Below are 22587 nucleotides of genomic sequence, written 5' to 3'. Positions count from 1 at the left end.
AGTCTCCTAGACATCGGATGTCATGGGCGCGCAGGACATCTCCCGATGCCTGGTCAAGGAGGACCTGAATGGCCAACCGCCGGCTTGTGAGCATCGTCCTGTCCGCCGTCGCCGGGTTAGGCGGCACGTTCGCCCTCGGGCCGCCGGCCGCCGCGAGCGGACCGCCGCCGATGACGGTCTACGCCGCCCCGAACGCGGACGCGCCGCCCGGAAACCCCTGCACCCAGCCGCGGCCGTGTTCGCTTTCCCAGGCGCAGCAACGGGTCCGGCACCTGCTCGACACGGGTGTCGGCGACCATCGCGACCTCGTGGTCAAGCTCGCCGGGGGCGCCTATCATCTCGCCGCTCCGCTGGCGTTCGGCCCGCAGGACTCCGGACGCAACGGGCACACCGTGACCTGGCAGCCGGCGACCGACGCCGCCGTGACGATCAGCGGCGGACGGCCGTTGCGTCCGAACTGGCAGCCCACCGCACCCGGCAGCAAGATCGTGACCGCGACCGTCCCGGCCGGGCTGGACTTCGACGGCCTGTTCGTCAACGGCCAGCGCCAGATCCTGGCCCGCTATCCGAACTACGACCCGAACGCGGCCCGGCTGCAGGGGTCGACCTCGCTGGCCGCCCTCGAACGGGAATCGGCGAAATGGGCGGACCCGTCGACCGCGCTGGTGCGCGCGATGCACTGCGGCGACTGGGGTTCTGTCTCGTTCACCGTCAGCGGGCGCACCGCCGACGGGCTCGCGCTGCACTACGTCGGCGACAACAACCGGCCGCAGGATTGCGGGCTGGCACAGGGAAACGGGCCCGGCCGGATCGGACCGGCGATGGCCGAGAACGTCAAGGAAGAACTCGACGCTCCCGGCGAGTGGTTCTACGACCGCGCGAGCGGTCAGCTGCTCTACTACCCGCCGGACGGAACCGACCTTTCCGCCGCGACCGTCGAAACCGCGGAACAGGACCAGCTCTTCACCCTCACCGGGACCTCTCCGGCCAATCCCGTACACGACATCACGCTGCGCGGGCTGCACTTCACCGCGACACACCGCACGCTCTTCAACAGCCCGTTCGAGGCCGACGCCAAGGGCGACTGGTCGGTCGTCCACAAGGGTGCGGTATCTCTGAAGAACGCGGCTGACATCTCAGTCACCGGGTCGTTCTTCGACCAGCTCGGCGGCAACGGCGTCTTCCTCGACGGCTACAACAAGCACAACACGATCAGCGACAACAAGTTTGAGTCCGACGGCGCCACGGACGTCCAGATCGTCGGCTCGCCGCGCGCGGTGCGCGACTACTCCGGCAACTACTACGACAACGTCGCCGTCACCGACACCGCGCCCGGGCCGAAAACCGACGACTATCCCCGCGACATCGTCGTGCGGAACAACCTCATGCAGAACATGGGCCGGTTCGAAAAGCAGTCCTCCGGCGTCAACATCTCGATGAGCGCGGACGTCACGGTCGACGGCAACACCATCTCCGACAGCCCGCGCGCGTGCCTCAACATCGAGGACGGCACCTGGGGCGGGCACGACGTCAAGAACAACGACCTGTTCAACTGCGTCGAGGAAACCGGCGACAACGGGTCGATCAACGTATGGGGCCGCGGCCGGTTCTGGGCCAGTTCCGGCAACAACACGCTCGCGCCGGGCACGAGTTTCGAAGGCACCACCGGCACCGCGCTGACCGACGCCCAGGCGCGGCGTCTGATGAAGCTGGACGTCGTCCGGCCGATCACCATTCAGCACAACCGGTTCTGGCACGCCGGGGACTGGGCGATCGACCTCGACGACGGCTCGTCCAATTTCCGTCTGCTGGACAACCTCATTCTCAAGGGCGGGATCAAACTGCGCGACGGGTACGAGCGCACGGTGCGGAACAACCTGCTCGTGGACGGCTCGATCTACGAGCAGGTCAGCCATTCCGACTGCGGCGACCTCATCGAGCACAACATCACCCTCGGTCCGCAGGCGTACAACAACGTGCTGAACAATCCGTCCACCGCCAAGTACGGCGTCGACCGAAACCTTTTCTGGAACGACCGCTATCCGGTTTACGTCAACCCCGACGGCAGCGGCAACGAGGCGCTTTCCGCGGACGGCGCCACGATCAACCCCCAATCGGCCTGGGTTCGCGCCGGGATGGACCCGCATTCGCTCGTCGCCGACCCGAAGTTCGCCGCGGCCGATCCCCCGGCGAGCTACGATTTCACCGTCGCCGCCGATTCGCCCGCGATCAGCCTCGGCTATGCCAACTTCCCGATGACCGGCTTCGGCGCCTCGGGGGCGCCGCGCCCGCCCAAGGCAGTCTTCGCTAACGGCCCCGGCTCCGGCGGTCCGGCCAACGGGCTGATCGTCCAACCCGAAATGCTCATGGGGGCCACCGCTACCAATATCCCGTCCCTCGCGGTCCAGTCGTCCCTTGGCCTGACCAAGCCGTACGGCCTCTACCTGTCCTCAGTGCCGCAGGGCAGCTACGCGGCTCAGAACGGGTTGCGGACCGGTGACGACATCACCGCCGTCAACGGCACTTCAGTGACCGACGATCGCAATACCTTCTGGCTCAGCTACAACAGACTCGCGCCGGGTGCGCCGATCACGCTGACCGTGCGGCGCGGGCAGGCTGACGTCACTGTTCACCTTGCCAAGACACGGGAAGCGGAACTGCTCAACAACACTTCCGGCGTCGTCTACACCAACACCGGAGCGCCGTCGACGGGATGGATCTGGCGCGGCAGTTCAGCCGGGGGCGCGAATTCGTATCTCGACGACATCTGGGCGACCCAGAACGTCGGTGATTCGTGGAGTTTCACGTTCTACGGAACGGGAATCGACATCATCTCCGAAACCAACACGGACGAGGGCGATGTCGACCTGACCTTGGACGGCTCGCCCTACCGGACGGTCAGTTTCGTCACGCCGACGCGGGAGTACCAGTCGACGGTGGCGACTGTCTCGGGGCTGCCGCCGGGGGTGCACACCGTTACGGGGACGATGAAGAACGGCAGTTATCTGATCGTGGACGCTTTCCGGACTCATCCGTAGCTCATGCTGACGTGCCGTGCGCGTGGTGCCTTGCCGGCGTCACGCGCACGGCATTTTCCTATTCAGCAACAGGACCGGTATTCGTCAGGCGATAGTCGAGCGGCAACGCCGGGGTCGGCGTCGCCGTGACGTGCAGCCGGGTGTAATGACCGCCGACCAATCCGCTGGCGGTCACCGCCGTCGGAACCGAAATCAGTATGCTGGACGCGCAACTGGGAACGCAGTCGTACTCCCAGAAGCTGCCCGTCGCGTGCGCGGTCGCCTCGCCCCAGCCCGACCAACGCAGCTGGCCGATCCCCATTTTCTGGTCCGCACAGGCCAAGTTCAGCCACGAAGGCGCGACGACGGCGGGCCCTTCGCAGCGGTAGACGGTCAGCGACGGCTTCGCGACAGCGGCTGAATGCTTCGCCGGCGACGCCGCTGCGGTCGTTTGCGGCACCGCCGATGGAGCCGTCGAGATGGTCGGCGACGTGGTCGCGGGTTCGCTGGCGGCTGGCGCGGACCCCGAAGGCGCTGGGCCGCCCACGGGATCCGAGGTGCATGCCGTCGCAGCCACCGCGATCAGTACCAGCGCTCCCGCGCCGAGCAACGGTCTTCGGATTCTCCACTCAGTCATGACAAATCCCCTCCCCGGCCGGACCTCCGCGGCCCGGCTACGGAGAAGAGGACGCGCAAGCCTCCGCGAGGTTGCGCGCCTCCCCTAAGTCCACTTAGGACACCTCAGCGCACCCGCAACCGCCGCCGGGCGAAGGCCAGTGCGCTCAGGCTCAGCACGGCCAGCGCCATCACGTAATAGCTCGGCGCCAGATTGCTCCCGGTGACCCGAATCAGCCAAATCACCACCAACGGCGTGAATCCGCCGAAAACCGACGCCGTGATGTTGTAGCTGACCGACAGCCCGGTCGCCCGGGTGCGGGTCGGGAAGACGTCGGCCATCATCGTGCCCAGCGGGCCGACGTACCAGACTTTCACCAGGCCGATCGCGGCCATCACCGCCGTCATCACGGCGAACGTCGGCTCGCTGTTCAGTGCCAGGAACAGCGGGAAGATCGCCAGCAGCATCGCCGAACAGGCCGCGGCCATCAGCGGGATCCGGCCGGTCCGGTCGGACAGGCGTCCGGCGATCGGGGCGAGGACGGTCAGCACGATCTGGGTGACGATGGTCGTGGTGAAGGCCAGCGATTTGGGCAGCCCGAGGTTGCGGATGGCGAAGGTCGGCATGTAGATGATCAGGTAGCTGATCGCGGTGGACACCGCCATCGCGCCCATCGCGACCAGGATCCGGGTCTTCTGCGAGCGCAGCACCTCCCGCAGCGGGGCCTCGGCGGCGTCTTCCTCGAACGCGGGGGATTCCTCGACGTGCCGCCGGATGTAGTAGCCGATCGGGGCGATTAGCAGGCCGAAGGCGAACGGGATCCGCCAGCCCCACGAGCCGAGCTGCGCCTCGGTGAGCACCGCGCTCAGCACGGCGGCGAACACGATGCCCAGCAGCGTGCTCAGCCCCTGGCTCGCCGCGCCCCAGCTGCCCATGAAACCGCGGCGTTTCCGGTTGCTTTCCACCAGGTACGCGGTCGCGCTGCCGAATTCGCCGCCCGCCGAGAAGCCCTGCAGCAGGTTGGCGAACACCAGCCCGATCGGGGCCGCGATCCCGATCGTCGCGTAGTTCGGCATGACCGCGATCAGCAGCGAGGCCACCGCCATGATCCGGATCGACCACACCAGCGCGGCTTTGCGGCCCGCGCGGTCGGCGTAGGACCCGAGGATCATCCCGCCGAACGGGCGGATCAAATACGCGACCGCGACGCTGGCGAAGGCCAGCATCAAGGACACCGCTGGGTCAGAAGCGGGGAAGAATTGCTTCGCCAGAACGTCGGCGAACAAAGTGTAGGCCCCGAGGCTGAACCATTCCAGGGTATTGCCGATCGTGGCCGCGAGCACGATCCGGGACGCACGCGGCGGGGGAACTGTTTGGACGACAGGGGAATCGGGAGCAGGGATCGACATGGTCGCCTCCGAGGCGGTGCGTCAGCGGTTCGGCGTCATTGGTGAATCGCGGCTCCGAGCACGTCTGCCCGGAGCAACCATGTGCGGGAATTCAGCGGAGCTTGCCCAATTCGAGCAGGACGTTCGCGGCAGCGGTGATTCCGGCGTGAAAACGGGCCAGTTCGAAGTTCTCGTTGGGACCGTGGTTGTGCTCGTCGACGTTCGCCAGCGGGATTCCGTAGCACGGCAGGCCGAGGCCGTCGGACAGCGAGGCGATCGGCAGGCTGCCGCCCATCGCGGGCACCAGCAGCGCCGGACGTCCGGCAGCCGCGCTGACCGCGTCGGTGATCACCGCGGTGTAAGGCGATTCCGGCAGCGTCCGGGACGCTTCCATCACTCCGCCCGGGACGTGCAGTTCAGCGTGCGGAAGGTGCTCGGCGAGGTGCGCGCGCAACGCCTCGATGACCGTCGAGGCGCGCTGGCCGCCGACCGTCCGGATGTCGCAGCGAGCGACCGCGACAGCCGGGATGACCGTGCGGTGCTCGCCTTCGTCCGAACAGGACAGCGAATTGATGCTGAAAGCCGGCAAGGCGAGGCGATCGTTGAACCCCACGCCTTCCGGCACATCCATCCGGTTCAGGCCGACTTCGGCGAGCGCGGCGGGAACGTCGACCGGGAGCGCGTCCAGCGCGTCCCGTTCCGACGGGCTCAGCGGAACCCTGCCGTCGGCGATTCCCTTGACCAGCACCTCGCCTTCCGGAGAGCGCATCGTCGACAGCAGCCACACCAATTCCCACGCGGGATTCGGGCCGACCCCGCCCCAGTTCCCCGAATGCAGCGCCGCCGGAGCGCCGTGCACCCGGATCTCGAACCGGACCGCACCGCGCACGCCGAGGCTGACCGTAGGTTCGCCGCTGTCGTGCACCGGGCCGTCGCTCCACAGCACGAGGTCCGCGTCCCACTCGTCGCGCAACCCGGCGAGCGCGGATTCCAGGTTCGGACTGCCGATTTCTTCCTCGCCGTCGAGCAGCACAGTCACGCTGCACGGCAATTCCCCGGTCTCGGCGAGCGCCCGCAACGCAAGCAGCTGCGCGAGATGCTGCCCCTTGTTGTCGCCCGTGCCGCGGCCGTACATCCGGCCGTCCCGGATGCTCGCCTCGAACGGCGGACTGTCCCAAGCGGCCAACGGCCCGGCCGGTTGGACGTCGTAATGGCCGTAGATCACCACGTGCGGCGATCCGGGCGGCCCGTCGGCATGTCCGACCGCCAGCGGCCAGCCACCGGTCTCCACCTGCCGCGCTTCGAGCCCGCTGCGCCGCAGCAACGCGCAGGCGAACTCGGCCGCCTCGGCCATGCCCTCGCCGGTGGCGCTCACGCTGGGAACGCCGATCCATTCGGCCAGCTCCGCTTCATGCCGCTCCCGGTGCTGCTCGACGTACGACTCGATGCGGCGCACCCGACCTCCAGTGATTTCACTTTCTGATATCGATACCATCGAAGCAAATCGGCTAAGCTGCTGTCAATGGACGACCGTCTCCCGCGCCAGGCGACCGCCGACGACCTCCGCGCGCTCGCACACCCGCTGAGCTGGCGGATTCTGCGGCTGTGCCTGGATTCCGCGTGGACGAACCAGCAGCTGGCGAAGCGGCTCGAGGAGTCCCCGGCGACCGTGCTGCGCCGGGTGCACGCGCTCGCGGAAGCCGGTTTCCTCGTCGCCGAACCGGCCCGCCGCAGCGACCTAGGGGCCTGGGAACGCCCCTACCGGACGACCCGGCGGACCTGGCATCTCGACCTCGACCAGGCAGGCGACCCGGCGCTGACCGCGCGCGTCGAACTGGCGACCCTGGACGCGCACCGGGCCGAAATGCTCGAAGCCGACCCCGCGTCGATCCAGCAGACCCGCCGCGGCGTGGTCCGGCTGAGCGACGAGGCCGCGGCCGAGCTGCAGTCGCGATTGGACGCGTTGCTGGACGAGTTCGTCGCGCGCGAAGAACCGGCCGGGCGCAGGCATTCGTTCCTGTGGAGCGTGGTCGAGCGCCCCGGCGAGCCCGACACCGCCGAGGACTGACCCCGCCGAAATGTGACGCAGTTAACGTCCGTTTTGCCTGATTACCGGGCTCCCGCGCGAAGCCATGCTTCAGCTCCGAAACGCACTCGACCGTGAGGAGCTGGCATGACCGGCAGCGAAACGTTCCCGATGGCGCGGGCGGCAGGATGCCCGTTCGCCCCCGCGCCCGGATTGACCGAGCGGCCGCCGGTGTCGCGGGTGCGGCTGTGGGACGGCAGCGAGCCCTGGCTGATCACCCGGTACGCCGATGTCCGCGCGGTGCTGGCGGATCCGCGGGTCAGCGTTGACGTGGCACAGCCCGGTTTTCCGCATACCAACGCGGTCAGCAAGGCACGCGACGCGCGGATGAAGACCTTGATGCAGCTGGATCCGCCGGAGCACCCGGCGCAGCGGCGGAGGCTGGCCCCGGAGTTCACCGTCCGGAGAATGGCGGCGCTGCGGCCGCGCATTCAGGAGCTGGTCGACGATCTCCTCGACCAACTGCTCGCCGGGCCGGATCCGGCCGATCTGGTCGAGTCGTTCGCGCTGCCGCTCCCCTCGCTCGTGATCTGCGAACTGCTCGGCGTTCCCTACGCGGATCGCGACTTTTTCCAAGGTGTCGCCCGCACCCTCGTCATGGACAACCCTGACCCGGCGCGCGCCGTGGCCGCCAGCGAAGAGCTGAATGCGTATCTGGAAGACCTCGTCGCCGCGAAAGCCGCTGCCCCGGGCGATGATCTGCTGAGCAAACTGGCCGCCTCGCCCGAACCGATGTCCCCGCGGGAAATCGCCGTGCTAGGTCAGCTTCTTCTCGTGGCAGGCCACGACACCACCGCGGCGATGATCGCGCTGGGCACGGCTGTGCTGCTGACGCACCCCGAGCAATTCCGCGACTCGTCCGCCGATCCGGTGGAGGAACTGTTGCGCTACTTGTCGATCACGCACACTGAAGCACGCCGCGTCGCGTTGGCGGACCTCGAGATCGGCGGGCAGCTGATCCGCGCGGGCGAGGGCATCATCGCGGTGAAGAGCACCGCGAACCGGGACCCGCTGGCCTTCCCGGACCCCGACCGCTTCGACGTCCGCCGCCCCGCCCGGCACCACGTCGCCTTCGGCTACGGACGGCACCTCTGCCTGGGCGCACCGCTGGCGCGGGTCGAACTGGAGATCGCGTTCTCGACATTGCGGCGCCGGGTGCCGGGGTTGGCATTGGCGGTGCCGGTGGATCGCTTGGAGTTCAAGGAGAACGCGGTTTTCTACTCGGTGCGCGAATTGCCGGTTACCTGGGGAGGTTTGCCGCTCGGATCCTCTCGCGGCTCGTCGGCGGGCGGATAGCCGACGCACGGCCCACGCCGAACCACCTCGGCGTGGGCCTCCCCCAGGACCGCCAAGACCGCCCCGGCAACCCCATCTTCTACTCGGTGCGCGAACTCCCCGTCATGTGGGCGAGCACATTGACGACATTGCCACCCGGATCCTCGACGAAAAACCGCAGCACTCCCCACGATTCCTCGGTCAGCGGATAAACCACCCGCAGCCCGCGCCGGATCGACTCGGCGTGGGCTGCTTCGACCGCTGCCGGATCGCCGAGATCAATTCCCCAGCGCGGCACGGGATCAGTGCTTCCGGGAGGAAGGACCAGCACCTGCGCGGCCGGGTGGTCGTTGCTGCGGAGGCCGAGAACGGGATCGTCCATGGCGACGTCCAGCCCCAGGACCTGGACGTAGAACTCGCGGGTCGCGGCGTCGTCGGGGCCCTCGCTGTAGGCGATGATGCGCTTGATCACCCGGTCAGCCTCGCAGGCCAAGGCAGCCGGCGGCTTGGAGAAATGGGAGCTAGCTGCCCGCGGAGTAGGCGATCCGGCGGTGCCGTCCGGGGCGTTGGACCCGCCAGTGCCGGCCGCGGGACGACGACCGGCTGGAGCCGCGGGCCTCGAGGGCCAGGTGACGCTCCGCGAACTGTTCGGCGGTGATGCTCATCAGAACGGGGTACTTGATTTCCCCGCGCAGCAACTCGGCGTCGCGGAGCCGGCCCTCTTCGCGGAAGCCCAGCTCGCCGTGCAGGGACAACGAGGCGAAGTTGCTTCCGTTGACGCTCACCTCGCACGCCCGGTACCGGCAGCGCTCGAACATGAACGCCAGCAGCAGCGCGACCGCGTCGGCGGCGTAACCGCAGCGGCGGTGCTGCGGGCCGATGCCGACGCCGTAGCTGAACCGGCCGGAGTATGGGTCCGTTTCGACCCACACCGAGCCGACCAGCGTCCGGTTGTGCAGGGTCTCGATCGCGAAGTGGAAGCCGTCCGGCGAGGAGTGCGCGCGGTGCGTCGCCCAGTGCCGGTAGCCGCCGACCTGCGGGTCCCGCGCCCGGACCGAGTCCCGGTCGAATCCGGCGAGGGTGCGCTGGTCGCCGGGACGGACCGCGCGCAGCCGCACCTTCCGTCCGACCTCGTCGACCCGCCACGGGGCGACGGCGCCGGACCCGGGCCGCCGAGACGCATTCGTGATCATCGGGGGTGATGGTACCGGGCCGGGTCCGGGCGGGTTTCAGGAGAATCCCCGATCGGCTCCGGGCGCGGTCACTCCTTGCAGTTTCCCTTGACCGGAGCGGGTTTGTCGGGATCGAACTGCCCCGGCTCCGGTGACAGCGACGGCCCGGTGAAGTCCGGGTCGGCGAACGCGGGGGCGAGCAGGCGCTGCTTGGCGGCGACGCACGAGACCTCGGTGGAGTACCCGCTGCTCTCGGCCAGCCACAGGCCCCGGCTGCCCGGTGCCCAGGCCGAACCGCTGCGCATGACGTAGTCCGCGTCGGTCCGCACGAACGGCTCCAGATCGCCCGGGCCTTCGATCACCCGGTTGCCGGGATCGAAGGCGTAGGCCACCACGTACGAGACGTGCAGGTACAACTCCCCGGCCTCGCCCGGCCGCACGGTCATCTTCCCGGTCATCCGGGGCGACACGGGCAGGAGACGGTAGCCGTCCTGCAGGTAGACCACGAGCGACTGCGGATCATCCTGGAGATGCGCCCTGCTGTCCGGGGCGAAAAGCCCGAGGTACCCGTCGGCGCGGTGCCCTTCCAGGACGTTCTTGTCGAACTGCGCGACCTCGACCGCGTGTTTGACCTGCTCCTGCGCGTCCCCGACCTGCTTCGCGGAGAACGTGCCGACCTTCGCCGGGGCCGGGACCGCCAGCCCGGCGATGCCCTCGGGCCAGTTCTGCGCCGGGGTGTTGAGGAACGGCCTGGACAGGTCGACGTGCGCGGAGTCGGGAAGGCTGGTCGGCGCGGGCGCGGTGGTGGTCGACACCGGCGCGGCCGGAGTGCTCCCGGCGACCTCCTCCGCCCTCGTCCCCTGCTTCCACAGGTAGAACCCCGCCCCCGCCACGACGACGACCACGGCCGCCCAGATGGCCGCCAGCCTGCGCCAGCGCGTCCGGCGACGCTGCCGGCGCAGGCCGGTCCAGGCTTCCTTCTCGGCGTGCCGCTGCCAATCCGGGTCCATCAGCTCCGGATGGTTTTCGATGTTGTGCTCGTCCACTCGCTCCGCCTGTCTCGTCGATCCCGCCTCGAAAGATCGACAACCGCGAGCAGGCGTTACGGGCGGCGGACCTTCGCAACCAATTCGGAATCCAGCCGGGGCTCAAATCAATTTGCACGGAATGTCGGCATTTTCGTCGAGATGATACGAAGCGCACACGCGGTGGTAACCGTCCGCGATGACGAGGTCGTCGGCCGTCGCGAACCCGGGGTGGCCGTGCCCGCGGACGAGCAGGACCGGCGACAGCGCCTTGCCGCCCTTGACCTTCTCGAGGTCGCTCGCGACGTGCGCGTTGTCCTCCGGCAGCAGCTTCAGCCTGCTGGCCCGGAGGATGTCCTTCGCCTTGCGGTGCGTCAGTTCCGCTTCTTTCAGCTGATCGACCAGCTTGGTCGCGACGTCCTCGGCGGCGACCAGGGTGAGATAGTCGAATGCGGCCGGATAATCGTGCTCGTCCGGTTCGTCTTTCCAGTGCTCTTTCACGACGCCTCCCTCGTTTTCGGCGGAAGCCATTGTCGTCCGGTCCGGGGCGGACGGGCCAGGTCCGTCGCCCGTCTGCGAAGCCGTCAGCGGCGGATCAGCCCGCGCGCCTTCCCCGCCGCCACCGCCGCCGTCCGGGAATCCACTCCCAGTTTCGCGTAAATGTGCACCAGATGCGATTTCACCGTGGCCTGGCTCAAAAACAGCCGTTTGCTGATCTCCAGGTTCGACAATCCGTCGGCGACCAGACCGAGCACCTCGATTTCCCGCGGCGACAGCGCGGCCGCCGGGGTGCGCATGCGGTTCATCAGCCGGTGGGCGACCGCGGGAGCCAGGACGGTCTGTCCGGCAGCGGCGTTGCGCACCGCGGCGGCGAGGTCTTCCGGCGGGGCGTCCTTCAACAGGTACCCGGTCGCGCCCGCTTCGATGGCGGCCAGGATGTCGCCGTCGGTGTCGTAGGTCGTCAGGACCAGGACTTTCGGCGCGTCCGCCGCCGCGGTGATCTGCGCGGTCGCTTCGGAACCGGGCATTCCGGAGCCGAATTGGAGGTCCATCAGGACGACATCCACGCCGCCCGCGAGCCGCACGGCTTCCTCCGCCGAGGACGCCTCGGCGACGACTTCCAGGTCCGGTTCGGTTTCCAGCACGGCGCGCAATCCGGCGCGGACGACCGGATGGTCGTCGGCCAGCAGGAGGCGGATCATCGCGAGTCCACCGGGAAGCTCACGGCCAGCGCGGTGCCGTTGCCGGGCGCCGATTCCACTGTCCACGAGCCGCCGAGGGAGCGGGCCCGGGCGCGCATGGCGGGCAGACCGAATCCGCTGCCGCCGCGCACTTCCTGCGAGTCGAAACCAATGCCGTCGTCCACGGCGTCCAGGGTGATGCTCGTGTCCATGTAACTCAAGGTCAGCTCGGCCCGGCTCGCGGCGGCGTGCCGGACAGTGTTGGCCAGCGCCGACTGCGCGATGCGCAGCAACGCGACCTCATACGCGGTGGGCACGTCGAACGGGGTGCCGCTGAGGTGAAAGTGGACGGTCAGGCCGGAACGTTGTTGCGTGGTCGCGCATAGACGTTCCAGCGCCGCGGGCAACGAAGCGCCTTCCAGTTCGACCGGGGCCAGGGCGTAGACGAGACGGCGGGCTTCGGTGAGATTGTCCTGGGCGGCTTGCCGGGCCTGAGCGACGTGCGGAACCGCGGCCTCGGGACGGTCCGGCAGCGCGCGTTCGGCCGCCCGGAGCAGCAGGTGGATGCTCGACAGACCCTGCGCCAGGGTGTCGTGGATTTCCCGTGCCAATCGTTCGCGTTCGGCGAGGACTCCGGCGGAATGTTCCATCGCGGCCAGGTCGTTGCGGGTCTCGCGCAGCTCCTCGATGAGCTGCCGCCGTTGCTCGCTTTCGCGGTAGAGCACCTGGTAACCGAGCACAGTGGCGATCGCGACCGCGGCCCCGAGCGTCGGGCCGAGGAGCACGCCGACGCTGAACCCGCCTTGGTGCCAGGTGAAACCGGCGATCGCCAGCACCGTGGTCAGCGCGACGACGGCCGGGCCCCAGCGCGTCGGCAGCAGGTGCATTTGCAGGAAGTACAGCGGGAAAGCCAGCCACACGCCGTCCGGGGTGAGCCACAGCAGCACGAGCCACGCGACGCCCAGCACGGCCAGCCATCCGGCCGTCGCGCCCGGGAACCGGCCGATCCGGGGCAGCAGCGGGCCCACGGTGTAGACGCCGCCCATCGCCAGCGCCCCGGCCAGCACCGCGGGCGCGTGCGGCTGGCCCTCGGCGAACGCGCGCGCGACGGCGAGCACCAGCAGCCCGGCCAGCAGGAGGTGCAGGCAGACGCGCAGCACGCGCAACGGCCGGTCGAGGGTCTGCGGGTTCACGAAAGCGGCTACCTCCCCGGTCGATTGTCCGTGTCCCGGGCGGAATCCGCATCAATCGAAAGGTTGAGCGGCGCGTGCACCCATCGATGCGCCGGAGACCGTCCGCGGCGCGATGTCCCCGCGCCCGGGTCGGCCGATGCTGGGAAGCACACCGAAAAGGAAGGGACGCACATGTTCGTCGCGTGGCGGGATCTGCGCTTCGCCAAGGGGCGGTTCGCGTTGATGGGGACCGTCGTCGTGCTGATGACGTTGCTGGTCGGGCTGTTGTCCGGGCTCACCTCGGGACTGGCCGAGAAGAGCACGTCCGCGATCACCGGGCTGGCGGCCGACCATCTGGTCTTCGCCGATCCCGGCAGCGGCTCGCTCTCGTTTGGACAGTCCACAGTGACCCGCGAGCAGGCCGAACAGTACGCCCGGATGCCCGGAGTGACCAGTGCGGAACCGATCGCGATCAGCACCGCCAGCGCGGCGGCCGGCGAGCGCACCGCGACGTTGGCGGCATTCGGAGTCCGGAACTCGAGGCCGGGCACGGTCGTCTTGTCGACGAGCGCCGCGGACGCGTTGAAGGCACGAGAAGGCGACCAGCTCACGCTGCAAGGCCAGAAAGTCACCGTGTCCGCCATCGACGGAGACGCGTCCTACAGCCATCTCCCGGTGGTGTGGACGCACTTCGCCGGTCCAAACGCGACAGTGCTCGCGGTGGCCGCCGATTCGTCCGCCGACCTCTCCGCCGCGGACGCGCGTCTCGGCACCCGCACCGTCACGAAGGACGACGCGTTGTCCGCGATCGGCTCCTACTCGGCGGAAAACGGCTCGCTCCAGCTCATGCGCGGCTTCCTGTTCGTGATCTCCGCGCTGGTGATCGGCGCGTTCTTCACCGTGTGGACGATCCAGCGCAGCCGCGACATCGCGGTGCTGAAAGCACTCGGCGCGACCACGAAGTACCTGCTGCGAGACGCGCTCGGGCAAGCCGTCGTGCTGCTGATCGGCGGAACCGCGCTCGGGACCGGGCTCGCCGCCGCGCTCGGAGCGGTCGCGTCGGAAACGGTGCCGTTCGTGCTCAGCGTGGGCACGTTGCTCGGCCCGGCCGCGGTGCTCGTGGTCCTCGGGGTGCTCGGCGCCGCGCTGGCGGTCCGCCGCATCACCTCCGTCGACCCGCTGACCGCACTGACCTCCGGAGCGCACTGATGAGCCTGCACCTGTCCGGCATCACCCTCACCTACCCCGACGGCGATTCCCGCCTCACCGCCCTCGACCAGGTCCACCTCCACGTGCCCGCCGGGAACGTCGCCGCGGTGGTCGGGCCGTCCGGCTCCGGCAAATCGAGCCTGCTCGCCGTCGCCGCGACGCTCATCCGGCCCGATCGCGGACGCGTGGTCGTCGGCGGCGTCGACACCACCGGCCTGGACCGGGCCGCGCTGGCGGAACTGCGGCGCACCAAGATCGGGATCGTGTTCCAGCAGCCGAATCTGCTCGCGTCGCTCACCGCGGCGGAACAGCTGGAAGTCATGGCGCACCTGAACGGAACACCGCGCGGCGAAGCGGCGAAACGCGCGAAGGAACTGCTCGACGCCGTCGGGCTCGCCGACCGGGCGACCCACCGGCCGGGGCGGCTTTCCGGCGGACAGCAGCAGCGGGTGAACATCGCGCGGGCGTTGATGAACGAGCCCGCCGTGCTGCTGGTCGACGAACCGACCAGCGCGCTGGACCGGGACCGCGGCGCGGCGGTCGTCGATCTGCTCACTACGATCACGCACCAACAGGCGACGGCAACCGTGCTGGTCACCCACGACCGCTCCCACCTCGAAGGGGTCGACTCGGTGCACGAGGTCGTCGACGGACGGATCCACCAGCCGGCCCGGGCCGGCGCCGAGGAGAACCGATGACGAAGAAGATCTACTGGGCCGCCGCGATCTACACGATCCTCGGCCTGCTCGGCGGGCTGTACTACCGCGAGCTGACCAAGGCGGAGCACTTCACCGGCGACACCCAGCTGTCCATTGTGCACACCCACCTGCTCGCGCTCGGGACGCTCGTGTTCCTGATCGTCCTGGTGCTGGACAAGGTGTTCACGCTGTCGGCGACGAGGTCGTTCGCGCCGTTCTTCTGGATTTACCACGCCGGGATGCTGGTCACGGTCGGCGGGATGGTCGTGCACGGCACGCTCACCGTGCTGGGCAAGGAATCCGGCGCGGCGATCGCCGGGATCGCCGGGCTGGGGCACATCCTGCTGACGGTCGCATTCGTGTTGCTGTTCGTCGGCCTCCACGGGCGCATCTGGAAGCCCGCCGAGACAAAGGCGTGACGTGAAGGACTCCTTGAGGGAATCTGATTCCCTCAAGGAGTCCTTCACGGGCCTACTGGCGGCGGAAGGTGACCGCCGCCAGGGCAGCACCGGCGAGGGCAATCACGGCCGAGCCGATGAACGCCACCGAGTAGCCGTTCGTCAACGCCGCCGGGTCGCCGAGCGCGCCCGCGCCCGAGGCGGCCGCCAGCGCGGTCATCACGGCCAGTCCCAGCGCCGAACCCACCTGGTAGCCGGTGTTCACGATCCCCGACGCGAGGCCGCCTTCTTCCGGCCGGGCCGCGGAAATCGCCGTGCTGAGCGACGGGATGAACGCCAGCGACATCCCCAGGGCCGCGACCAGCGACGCGGGCAGGACGTCGACCCAGAAGGTGCCCTCCGCGCGCACCAGCGCGAGCCAGCCCAGCCCGATCGCCAGCAGCAGCAATCCGGCGACGATCGGCGGCTTCGGGCCGAACCGGCCGATCACCCGCGGGGCCAGCGCGATCATCCCCAGCATGATCAGCGCGGTCATCGGCAGCAGCGCCGCACCCGCCGGGAAGGCGCGGAAGCCGAGCACCTGCTGCAGGTAGAGGTTCAGGAAGAACCACATCGGAATCCACGCCGCGCCGAGGAACACCTGCGCGAGGTTGGCCGCGCCGAGCCGCGGGGCGCGGAAGATCGACAGCCGCATCAGCGGGGTGCGGGCTTTCGCCTGCCGGACAACGAAAACCGCGAGCAGCGCGAGACCGGCCGCGACCGCGATCCCGGTGGCCGCCCAGCCCGCCTCCGGAGCGCGGACGATCCCGTACACCAGCGTGCCCAAGCCGAGCGTGACCGTCAGCGCGCCGAAAACGTCAACGGTGCCTCGGGTCCCGGTCGCTCCCCCGGGCAGCACGGCGCGAGTGGCGAACAGCGCGAGCAGCGCGATCGGCACGTTCAGGTAGAACACCCACGGCCACGACAGGTACTCGGTGATCACCCCGCCGAGGAACACTCCCGCGGTGCCGCCGGCCGGAGCCGCCGCGCCGTACAGGGCAAGGGCTTTCGTGAGTTCCTTCGGGTTGCTGCCGAAGAGCATCATCAGCAGCGTCAGCGCGGATGGGGCGATGAGCGCGGCTCCCGCGCCCTGCACGACCCGGCCGGCGAGTTCGACCGGCACGTTCCCAGCGGCTCCGGCGAGCACCGAACCGGCCAGAAGAATCGCCCATCCGGCGGCGAAGAGCTTTCTGGCGCCGAACAAATCCGAGAGCCGCCCGCCGAGCAGCAGCAGGCCGCCGAAGGCGATCACGTAGGCGTTGAAGACCCACGACAGCGTGCTGGGCGTGAAGCCGAGGGCATCGCGCATGCGCGGCAGCGCGACGCCGATGATCGAGGTATCCATGATCACCATGAACTGGGCCAGGGCGATCAGTCCGAGCGCCCACCAGCGGAGCGCGTTCGGCCGGGTTTCTTGGGCAGTGGTCATCGTCTTTCGCTTTCTCTTCAAGGGGAACGGCAGCACGGCATGCGGCTGCTCAGCGGTGGCTGTGGTGGTCGTGGCGGCCGGGCGCGGCGAGCCCGGCGTCGAGGACGAAGGCGGCGGTGCGCACGACGCCCTCGGCCTGGAAGTCCAGGTACAGCAGGTACCGGCCGGTCGTCGGAGCCTCGGCGTGGAAGCGGATTTCCCCGGGCTTCCCGTCGTCGAGCGCGTGGATGTGCAGGTAGGCGAGGTCGCCCTGGCGCAGCGCGACCAGGTGCCCGAACGACCCCAGGTACGGCTCCAGGTCGGTGACCGGCCGACCGTCCCTGGTTACGCGGGCGGTCAGCAGCGTTCCGGCCCCAGCCGCGAGCGTGCCGTCGAGGGTCACCTCGTAGCCGTCGACGACGCTCGTAGCGATCGGTTCCGCGGCCTGCGGCTGGTAATCCCCGGCCACCTCGACCGTCCGCGACAGCGTCACGCTTTCCCCGCCCGCGGGGGTCAGGTCGGTGAACACGCGGTAGGTGCCCGCCGCCTCCCAGGTCCACGGGATCTTCCAGACACCGGTTTCCGGGTCGAGCACCGGATGGCGGTGCCGGAAATGCGCGCCGTCGTTGCGAACCACGATCAGGTGCAACTGCTTGCCGTGCGCCTCCTCGTATTTGGTTACCGGCTGTCCGTCGGCGGTGGCGACAGTGAACGACAGCTCGCCGTCCTCCCCCGCCGTCGCCGGGGCGCGCACCACGCCGAGCTGGACTTCGCCGGTCGAAAGTGCGGTGCCGTTGACGTTCATCGGACTCTCCTTCGTTCGTTCTCGACGGCACGAACTGTATACCCCCTGGGGGTATTTAGAAGTGTGTCCTGGGTCTCCTTTCGGGCGACCCCGGCCCTTGTCTCGGGCTGAGACCGGCGTTACGCTTCGTCGACGGCGGTGCGCCCGCACCGCCCGTTCCGTTCGCTCTCGAGGAGGTGCGCGATGCTGCTGACTTCCGGACAGCTCGCCGACCTCCGTCAGCGCACGCGCCAGTCCGCCTGGAACAAGGGGCGCGTCGCGCACGGCTGGCCAACGCGCCGCTGAGCGGTCTCCCCCGCTCGGCCGCGCTCGCGCACGGGCTCGCGTCCCGTTGCCGCTCTTTCCCACGGTCCCCTGACCTGCGCAGATGGCGCGTCGGCGGCCGTGGCCCAGCCGAGAGAAGACGAGAGGAACTCCGATGGTCGACCCCGAGGTGACCGTCAACGGGAAACGCACCGCGATCGGCGCCGTTCCCGTGCACACCACGGCACTGGACTGGCTCCGCGGACAGGGCCTGACCAGTTGCAAGGAGGGCTGCGCCGAGGGCGAATGCGGCGCGTGCGCGATCCTGGTCGCGCGGCCCGGCGTCGAATCCCCGACGGACCTGGTCGCGATCAACGCGTGCCTCGCCCCGGTCGGATCCCTGGACGGGCAGGAAGTCTGGACGGCCGAGGGTCTCGGGTCAACCGCGGACTTGCACCCGGTGCAGCACGAAATGGCCGTGCGCGGCGGATCCCAGTGCGGCTACTGCACTCCCGGCTTCGTCTGCAGCATGGCCGCCGAGTACTACCGCAGCGACCGCGACGCGACCAGCGACGACCACGCGCCGAACGGTTTCGACATCCACGCGCTGAGCGGAAACCTCTGCCGCTGCACCGGATACCGGCCGATCCGCGACGCCGCGCACGCGCTCGGCGCTCCCCCGGCCGAGGATCCGCTCGCGCAGCGGCGGACCTGCCGCGCGCCGGAACCCGTTGCGACCCAGCTGCACAGCGACGGCCGGGACTATCTCCGACCGGCCAGCTGGGCCGAAGCACTGCAGCTGCGCCACGACCGTCCTGACGCGACTTTCGTGGCCGGGTCGACGGACTGGGGCGTCGAGGTCAACATCCGCGGCGTCCGCGCGGACTGCGTCGTCGCCATCGACCGCGTGCCGGAACTGCAGGTGCTGGACATCGGCGCGGACACGATCGAAATCGGGGCCGGGCTGAGCCTCACCGAAATGGACCGCCGCCTCGACGGCCGGGTGCCGCTGCTGAGCCAGCTGATCCCGCAGTTCGCGTCGCGGCTGATCCGGAACGCCGCGACGCTCGGCGGCAACCTCGGCACCGGCTCGCCGATCGGCGACTCCGCGCCGGTGCTGCTCGCCCTCGGCGCGCGGGTCGTTCTGTCCTCTGTAGACGGTGAACGCGAGGTGCCGCTCGACGAGTACTTCACCGGATACCGGCAGAGCGTGCGACGGCCGGACGAGCTGATCCGTTCGGTGCGGATTCCCTTGCCGCTGGCGGGAACCACCGCGTTCCACAAGGTCGCCAAGCGTCGGTTCGACGATATTTCCAGCGTCGCCGTCGCGTTCGCGCTCGACATCGAAGACGGTCTCGTCCGCACCGCCCAGATCGGACTCGGCGGGGTCGCCGCGACGCCGATTCGCGCCAAAGCCACCGAAGCGGCGCTCGTCGGACAGTCCTGGAACGAGGAAACCGTCCGCGCCGCAGCGGAAATCCTGCGCGGCGAAGGCACACCGATGGACGACCACCGCGCGAGCGCCGCCTACCGCGCCGCGACCTTGGGCCGCAGCCTGCTGAAACTTCACGCCGACTCTCTCGAGGGAGCACGAGCATGAGCGCACTCTCCGAACGCCCGGAAAGCCCGTCCGTCGGGATCGCCCGGCCGCACGAAGCCGCCGCGGCGCACGTCCGCGGCACCGCGCTGTACACCGACGACCTCGTCGCCCGCACGAAAGACGTCCTGCACGCATACCCCGTACAGGTAACCGAGGCGCACGCGAAGGTGCTCGCGATCCGCACCGAGGCGGCGGACGCCGTGCCCGGCGTGGTTCGCGTGCTCACCGCGGCGGATGTCCCTGGCGTCAACGATTCCGGCGTGCACCACGACGAACCGCTGTTCCCGTCCGAGGTGATGTTCTACGGCCACGCGGTGTGCTGGGTGCTCGGCGAGACGCTGGAGGCGGCGCGGCTGGGCGCGGCGGCGGTCGAGGTGGACCTCGAAGCGCTGCCGTCGCTGGTGACCGTCGGCGAGGCGATCGCCGCGGGCAGCTTCCAGGGCGAGCCGCGGGTGGTGGCGCGCGGCGACGTCGACGCGGGGATGGCCGGTTCGGCGCACGTTTTCCGCGGCGAGTTCGACTTCGCCGGCCAGGAGCATTTCTACCTGGAAACCCAGTGCGCGCTGGCGCACGTCGACGAGTCCGACCAGATTTTCGTGCAGAGCAGCACGCAGCATCCGTCGGAAACGCAGGACATCGTGGCGCACGTGCTGGGCAAGCACAGCCACGAGGTCACCGTGCAGAGCCTGCGGATGGGCGGCGGGTTCGGCGGCAAGGAATGGCAGCCGCACGGATACGCCGCCGTCGCCGCGCTCGGCGCGACGCTCACCGGACGGCCGGTGCGGCTGCGGCTGACCCGCACCCAGGACATGACGATGACCGGCAAGCGGCACGGTTTTCACGCCGAATGGAGCGTCGGTTTCGACTCCGACGGCAAGCTTCAGGCGCTGGACGTCGTGCTGACGGCGGACGGCGGCTGGAGCCTCGACCTGTCCGAGCCGGTGCTCGCCCGCGCGCTGTGCCACGTCGACAACGCGTACTGGATCCCGCACGTCCGCGCGATGGGGCGGATCGCGAAGACGAACAAGACGTCGCAGACCGCGTTCCGCGGCTTCGGCGGGCCGCAGGGAATGCTGGTGATCGAGGACATCCTCGGCCGCTGCGCGCCGCTGCTCGGCATCGATCCGACCGAACTTCGGCGGCGCAACTTCTACTCCGAGGGCCAGGAAACGCCGTACGGGATGCCGGTGCGGCACCCGGAACGCATCCACCGGATCTGGCAGCAACTGCTCGACTCGGGCGACGCCGAGCGTCGGCAGGCCGAGATCGCCGCGTACAACGCGAAGCACGCGCATTCTAAGCGCGGCCTCGCGATCACGCCGGTGAAGTTCGGGATTTCCTTCAACCTGACGGCGTTCAACCAGGCCGGCGCGCTGGTGCACGTGTACAAGGACGGCTCGGTCCTGATCAACCATGGCGGCACCGAAATGGGCCAGGGCCTGCACACGAAGATGCTGCAGGTGGCCGCGACCGCCCTGGGCGTGCCGCCGGAGAAGGTGCGGCTGGCCCCGACCCGGACCGACAAGGTGCCGAACACCTCGGCCACCGCGGCGAGTTCCGGCGCGGACCTCAACGGCGGCGCGGTCAAGAACGCCTGCGAGCAGATCCGCGACCGGCTGCTCGCCGTCGCGGCGGGCAAGCTCGGCGTCCCGGAAAGCGACGTCCGGATCGTCCGCGGCGCCGCGCGCACCCCGTCCGGCGAGGAACTCGGCTGGGACGAACTCGTGCACGCGGCCTACTTCGACCGGGTGCACCTTTCCGCCGCCGGGTACTACCGGACCGAGGGCCTGAGCTGGGATTCCGCGACGATGAGCGGCACCCCGTTCAAGTACTTCGCCTACGGCGCGGCGCTCGCCGAGGTCGAGGTGGACGACTTCACCGGCGCGTACCGGACACGGCGGGTCGACATCGTGCACGACGTCGGCGACAGCCTGTCCCCGCTGATCGACATCGGCCAGATCGAGGGCGGGTTCGTGCAGGGCATGGGCTGGCTGACGCTGGAAGACCTGCGCTGGGACGAGTCCGACCGGCCCTCGCGCGGACGGCTCGCGACCCAGGCGGCGAGCACGTACAAACTGCCGAGCCTGTCGGAGATGCCGGAGGTCTTCAACGTCACACTGCTGACCGATGCCGCGGAAGACGGCGCGGTCTACGGCTCGAAGGCGGTCGGCGAACCGCCGTTGATGCTGGCCTTCGCGGTGCGGGAAGCGCTGCGGCAGGCGGTCGCCGCGTTCGGCGAACCCGGGCACAGCGTCGACCTCGCGTCCCCGGCGACGCCGGAGGCCGTGTTCTGGGCGATCGATCGCGCAGTCACCGCCGCTCCGGAGGTCGAGGAGCAGGTACCGGATCTGGTGGGCCAGCCATGAACTGGCTCAGCGCGGTCCAGCACCTGCGGGACGCGGGGCTGCCGGGCGTACTCGTCACCGTGACGTCCTCGCGCGGGCACACCCCGCGCGAGGGCGGCGCGAAAATGGTGGTCGGCACCGCGGAAACCCACGGCACGATCGGCGGCGGCAACGCCGAGGCGGTCGCGATCGAGCAGGCCCGGGAACTGTTGCGGGACAACGCGACCGCGCCGGTGCTGCAAACGCTTTCGCTGTCCGACAAGGCTCCTTACCAGCATGGCGTGCAATGCTGCGGAGGCACGATGACGCTGTTGTTCGAACCGCTGCCGGTGCGGCCCGCGGTGGCGGTCTTCGGAGTCGGGCACGTCGGCCTGGAGCTGGCGCGGGTGCTCGCCCGGCACGAGGTTTCGCTGCACCTGATCGACAGCCGTCCGGCGCAGCTGACCCCGGAACGGCTGGCCGTGCTCGACGACGCGGTGGCGAGCGTGCACGTCCACCAGGTCCCGTTGCTGCCGGAAACCGTGCTGTCCGAACTGCCGGCGGGCACGCACGTGCTGATCATGACGCACGACCACGCCGAGGACATCGCGCTGTGCGACGCGGCGCTGCGCAGCGGCACGTGCGGATCGATCGGGCTGATCGGGTCCGCCGGGAAATGGTCGCGGTTCCGGAAGCGGCTGACCGACCTCGGGCACGACGAGGCCGCGCTGTCCCGGATCACGACGCCGATCGGGCTTCCGGACCTGACCGGGAAGGAACCGGCGGTGATCGCGGTGAGCGTCGCGGCCTCGTTGCTGCAGAAATTCCAGGCGCGCGTCCAGCCGGGCGCGCTTCAGGCGTAAATCGCTTGCTTGCCCCCGGGAGCACGACTGGGATACGGGGAGACACCGTCAGCTCCTGGGGGCCTCCT

General features: G+C 69.4%; 20 protein-coding genes. 9 read left to right on the top strand and 11 right to left on the bottom strand.

The features are described 5' to 3' along the window. The first annotated feature begins 68 nt into the window (after nucleotides 1-68). Complete coding sequence (locus SSMG_RS12375; protein ID WP_009076177.1) at nucleotides 69-3038, top strand: right-handed parallel beta-helix repeat-containing protein; 2970 nt, start codon at nucleotides 69-71, stop codon at nucleotides 3036-3038. Between the two features lie 58 nt (nucleotides 3039-3096). On the opposite strand, the gene SSMG_RS12370 is transcribed toward SSMG_RS12375, so the two are convergent. From SSMG_RS12370 to SSMG_RS12360, 3 genes are all read right to left on the bottom strand, one after another. Then, entirely contained in the window at nucleotides 3097-3477 is a 381-nt protein-coding gene (locus tag SSMG_RS12370; RefSeq protein ID WP_286156950.1) for a hypothetical protein, read from the bottom strand. A 281-nt stretch (nucleotides 3478-3758) separates the two neighbouring features. Continuing rightward, on the bottom strand, nucleotides 3759-5042 hold the full coding sequence (locus tag SSMG_RS12365) for an MFS transporter (RefSeq protein ID WP_009076173.1): 1284 nt from the start codon (nucleotides 5040-5042) through the stop codon (nucleotides 3759-3761). A 91-nt stretch (nucleotides 5043-5133) separates the two neighbouring features. After that, complete coding sequence (locus tag SSMG_RS12360; protein ID WP_199785886.1) at nucleotides 5134-6477, bottom strand: M20/M25/M40 family metallo-hydrolase; 1344 nt, start codon at nucleotides 6475-6477, stop codon at nucleotides 5134-5136. Between the two features lie 66 nt (nucleotides 6478-6543). Between SSMG_RS12360 and SSMG_RS12355 the strand changes: the two genes are divergently transcribed. Then, nucleotides 6544-7089, top strand: a complete 546-nt coding sequence (locus tag SSMG_RS12355) for a winged helix-turn-helix domain-containing protein (RefSeq protein WP_037713453.1) — start codon at nucleotides 6544-6546, stop codon at nucleotides 7087-7089. 105 nt (nucleotides 7090-7194) lie between these two features. After that, nucleotides 7195-8403 (top strand): cytochrome P450, encoded by a 1209-nt coding sequence (locus tag SSMG_RS12350; RefSeq protein ID WP_009076167.1) that lies wholly within the window; start codon nucleotides 7195-7197, stop codon nucleotides 8401-8403. Between the two features lie 79 nt (nucleotides 8404-8482). On the opposite strand, the gene SSMG_RS12345 is transcribed toward SSMG_RS12350, so the two are convergent. From SSMG_RS12345 to SSMG_RS12320, 6 genes are all read right to left on the bottom strand, one after another. Continuing rightward, the gene (locus SSMG_RS12345) at nucleotides 8483-8854 is read right to left on the bottom strand and encodes a VOC family protein (RefSeq protein WP_009076165.1); all 372 of its coding nucleotides are present in this window, start codon (nucleotides 8852-8854) and stop codon (nucleotides 8483-8485) included. 49 nt (nucleotides 8855-8903) lie between these two features. Next, nucleotides 8904-9575 carry a GNAT family N-acetyltransferase gene (locus tag SSMG_RS12340; protein ID WP_078560759.1) on the bottom strand — a complete coding sequence of 224 codons (672 nt, stop codon included), beginning with the start codon at nucleotides 9573-9575 and terminating at the stop codon, nucleotides 8904-8906. A gap of 68 nt (nucleotides 9576-9643) precedes the next feature. Then, on the bottom strand, nucleotides 9644-10600 hold the full coding sequence (locus SSMG_RS12335; protein ID WP_009076161.1) for a hypothetical protein: 957 nt from the start codon (nucleotides 10598-10600) through the stop codon (nucleotides 9644-9646). Nucleotides 10601-10702: 102 nt separating this feature from the next. Beyond that, nucleotides 10703-11080: a hypothetical protein gene (locus SSMG_RS12330; RefSeq protein WP_009076159.1), complete on the bottom strand. Its 378-nt coding sequence runs from the start codon at nucleotides 11078-11080 to the stop codon at nucleotides 10703-10705. 83 nt (nucleotides 11081-11163) lie between these two features. Further along, a complete protein-coding gene (locus SSMG_RS12325) occupies nucleotides 11164-11781 on the bottom strand; it encodes a response regulator transcription factor (protein WP_009076157.1) in 618 nt (205 codons plus the stop codon). Next, nucleotides 11778-12953: a sensor histidine kinase gene (locus tag SSMG_RS12320; RefSeq protein ID WP_009076154.1), complete on the bottom strand. Its 1176-nt coding sequence runs from the start codon at nucleotides 12951-12953 to the stop codon at nucleotides 11778-11780. The genes SSMG_RS12325 and SSMG_RS12320 overlap by 4 nt, the downstream gene beginning before the upstream one ends. 171 nt (nucleotides 12954-13124) lie before the next feature. On the opposite strand from SSMG_RS12320, the gene SSMG_RS12315 reads away from it, so the two are divergent. From SSMG_RS12315 to SSMG_RS12305, 3 genes are read left to right on the top strand one after another with little or no spacing between them, the layout of a single operon-like run. Then, complete coding sequence (locus SSMG_RS12315) at nucleotides 13125-14141, top strand: ABC transporter permease (RefSeq protein WP_009076152.1); 1017 nt, start codon at nucleotides 13125-13127, stop codon at nucleotides 14139-14141. After that, nucleotides 14141-14839 carry an ABC transporter ATP-binding protein gene (locus tag SSMG_RS12310; protein ID WP_009076149.1) on the top strand — a complete coding sequence of 233 codons (699 nt, stop codon included), beginning with the start codon at nucleotides 14141-14143 and terminating at the stop codon, nucleotides 14837-14839. The genes SSMG_RS12315 and SSMG_RS12310 overlap by 1 nt, the downstream gene beginning before the upstream one ends. After that, nucleotides 14836-15258 carry a DUF2871 domain-containing protein gene (locus tag SSMG_RS12305; protein ID WP_009076147.1) on the top strand — a complete coding sequence of 141 codons (423 nt, stop codon included), beginning with the start codon at nucleotides 14836-14838 and terminating at the stop codon, nucleotides 15256-15258. The genes SSMG_RS12310 and SSMG_RS12305 overlap by 4 nt, the downstream gene beginning before the upstream one ends. Nucleotides 15259-15310: 52 nt before the next feature. Here SSMG_RS12305 and SSMG_RS12300 read toward each other — a convergent pair whose 3' ends face one another. Together SSMG_RS12300 and SSMG_RS12295 are read right to left on the bottom strand one after the other, a co-directional pair. Further along, nucleotides 15311-16705: an MFS transporter gene (locus SSMG_RS12300; protein WP_009076145.1), complete on the bottom strand. Its 1395-nt coding sequence runs from the start codon at nucleotides 16703-16705 to the stop codon at nucleotides 15311-15313. A 49-nt stretch (nucleotides 16706-16754) separates the two neighbouring features. Then, nucleotides 16755-17489 carry a hypothetical protein gene (locus tag SSMG_RS12295; RefSeq protein WP_100266767.1) on the bottom strand — a complete coding sequence of 245 codons (735 nt, stop codon included), beginning with the start codon at nucleotides 17487-17489 and terminating at the stop codon, nucleotides 16755-16757. Between the two features lie 418 nt (nucleotides 17490-17907). Between SSMG_RS12295 and SSMG_RS12290 the strand changes: the two genes are divergently transcribed. The 3 genes from SSMG_RS12290 to xdhC are packed head-to-tail and all read left to right on the top strand — an operon-like array spanning nucleotide 17908 to nucleotide 22519. Beyond that, nucleotides 17908-19332: a xanthine dehydrogenase small subunit gene (locus SSMG_RS12290; RefSeq protein WP_037713451.1), complete on the top strand. Its 1425-nt coding sequence runs from the start codon at nucleotides 17908-17910 to the stop codon at nucleotides 19330-19332. Continuing rightward, nucleotides 19329-21698, top strand: a complete 2370-nt coding sequence (gene xdhB, locus SSMG_RS12285) for a xanthine dehydrogenase molybdopterin binding subunit (protein ID WP_009076140.1) — start codon at nucleotides 19329-19331, stop codon at nucleotides 21696-21698. Before SSMG_RS12290 ends, xdhB begins: the two co-directional genes overlap by 4 nt. Next, a complete protein-coding gene (xdhC, locus tag SSMG_RS12280) occupies nucleotides 21695-22519 on the top strand; it encodes a xanthine dehydrogenase accessory protein XdhC (protein ID WP_037713448.1) in 825 nt (274 codons plus the stop codon). The genes xdhB and xdhC overlap by 4 nt, the downstream gene beginning before the upstream one ends. Nucleotides 22520-22587: the final 68 nt, after the last annotated feature.

Source organism: Streptomyces sp. AA4 (assembly GCF_000158875.1).
In the GTDB taxonomy this organism is placed as follows: domain Bacteria; phylum Actinomycetota; class Actinomycetes; order Mycobacteriales; family Pseudonocardiaceae; genus Amycolatopsis.
Note: the sequence above shows the minus strand (reverse complement) of the source record. Positions and strands in the feature narration are given on the sequence as shown.

Coding starts and splice junctions, on each gene's coding strand:
- xdhB (WP_009076140.1), top strand. CDS start 19,329: ATGAGCGCACTCTCCGAACGCCCGGAAAGCCCGTCCGTCGGGATCGCC.
- SSMG_RS12305 (WP_009076147.1), top strand. CDS start 14,836: ATGACGAAGAAGATCTACTGGGCCGCCGCGATCTACACGATCCTCGGC.
- SSMG_RS12325 (WP_009076157.1), bottom strand. CDS start 11,781: ATGATCCGCCTCCTGCTGGCCGACGACCATCCGGTCGTCCGCGCCGGA.
- SSMG_RS12315 (WP_009076152.1), top strand. CDS start 13,125: ATGTTCGTCGCGTGGCGGGATCTGCGCTTCGCCAAGGGGCGGTTCGCG.
- SSMG_RS12365 (WP_009076173.1), bottom strand. CDS start 5,042: ATGTCGATCCCTGCTCCCGATTCCCCTGTCGTCCAAACAGTTCCCCCG.
- SSMG_RS12340 (WP_078560759.1), bottom strand. CDS start 9,575: ATGATCACGAATGCGTCTCGGCGGCCCGGGTCCGGCGCCGTCGCCCCG.
- SSMG_RS12355 (WP_037713453.1), top strand. CDS start 6,544: ATGGACGACCGTCTCCCGCGCCAGGCGACCGCCGACGACCTCCGCGCG.
- xdhC (WP_037713448.1), top strand. CDS start 21,695: ATGAACTGGCTCAGCGCGGTCCAGCACCTGCGGGACGCGGGGCTGCCG.
- SSMG_RS12350 (WP_009076167.1), top strand. CDS start 7,195: ATGACCGGCAGCGAAACGTTCCCGATGGCGCGGGCGGCAGGATGCCCG.
- SSMG_RS12375 (WP_009076177.1), top strand. CDS start 69: ATGGCCAACCGCCGGCTTGTGAGCATCGTCCTGTCCGCCGTCGCCGGG.
- SSMG_RS12295 (WP_100266767.1), bottom strand. CDS start 17,489: ATGAACGTCAACGGCACCGCACTTTCGACCGGCGAAGTCCAGCTCGGC.
- SSMG_RS12290 (WP_037713451.1), top strand. CDS start 17,908: ATGGTCGACCCCGAGGTGACCGTCAACGGGAAACGCACCGCGATCGGC.
- SSMG_RS12300 (WP_009076145.1), bottom strand. CDS start 16,705: ATGACCACTGCCCAAGAAACCCGGCCGAACGCGCTCCGCTGGTGGGCG.
- SSMG_RS12310 (WP_009076149.1), top strand. CDS start 14,141: ATGAGCCTGCACCTGTCCGGCATCACCCTCACCTACCCCGACGGCGAT.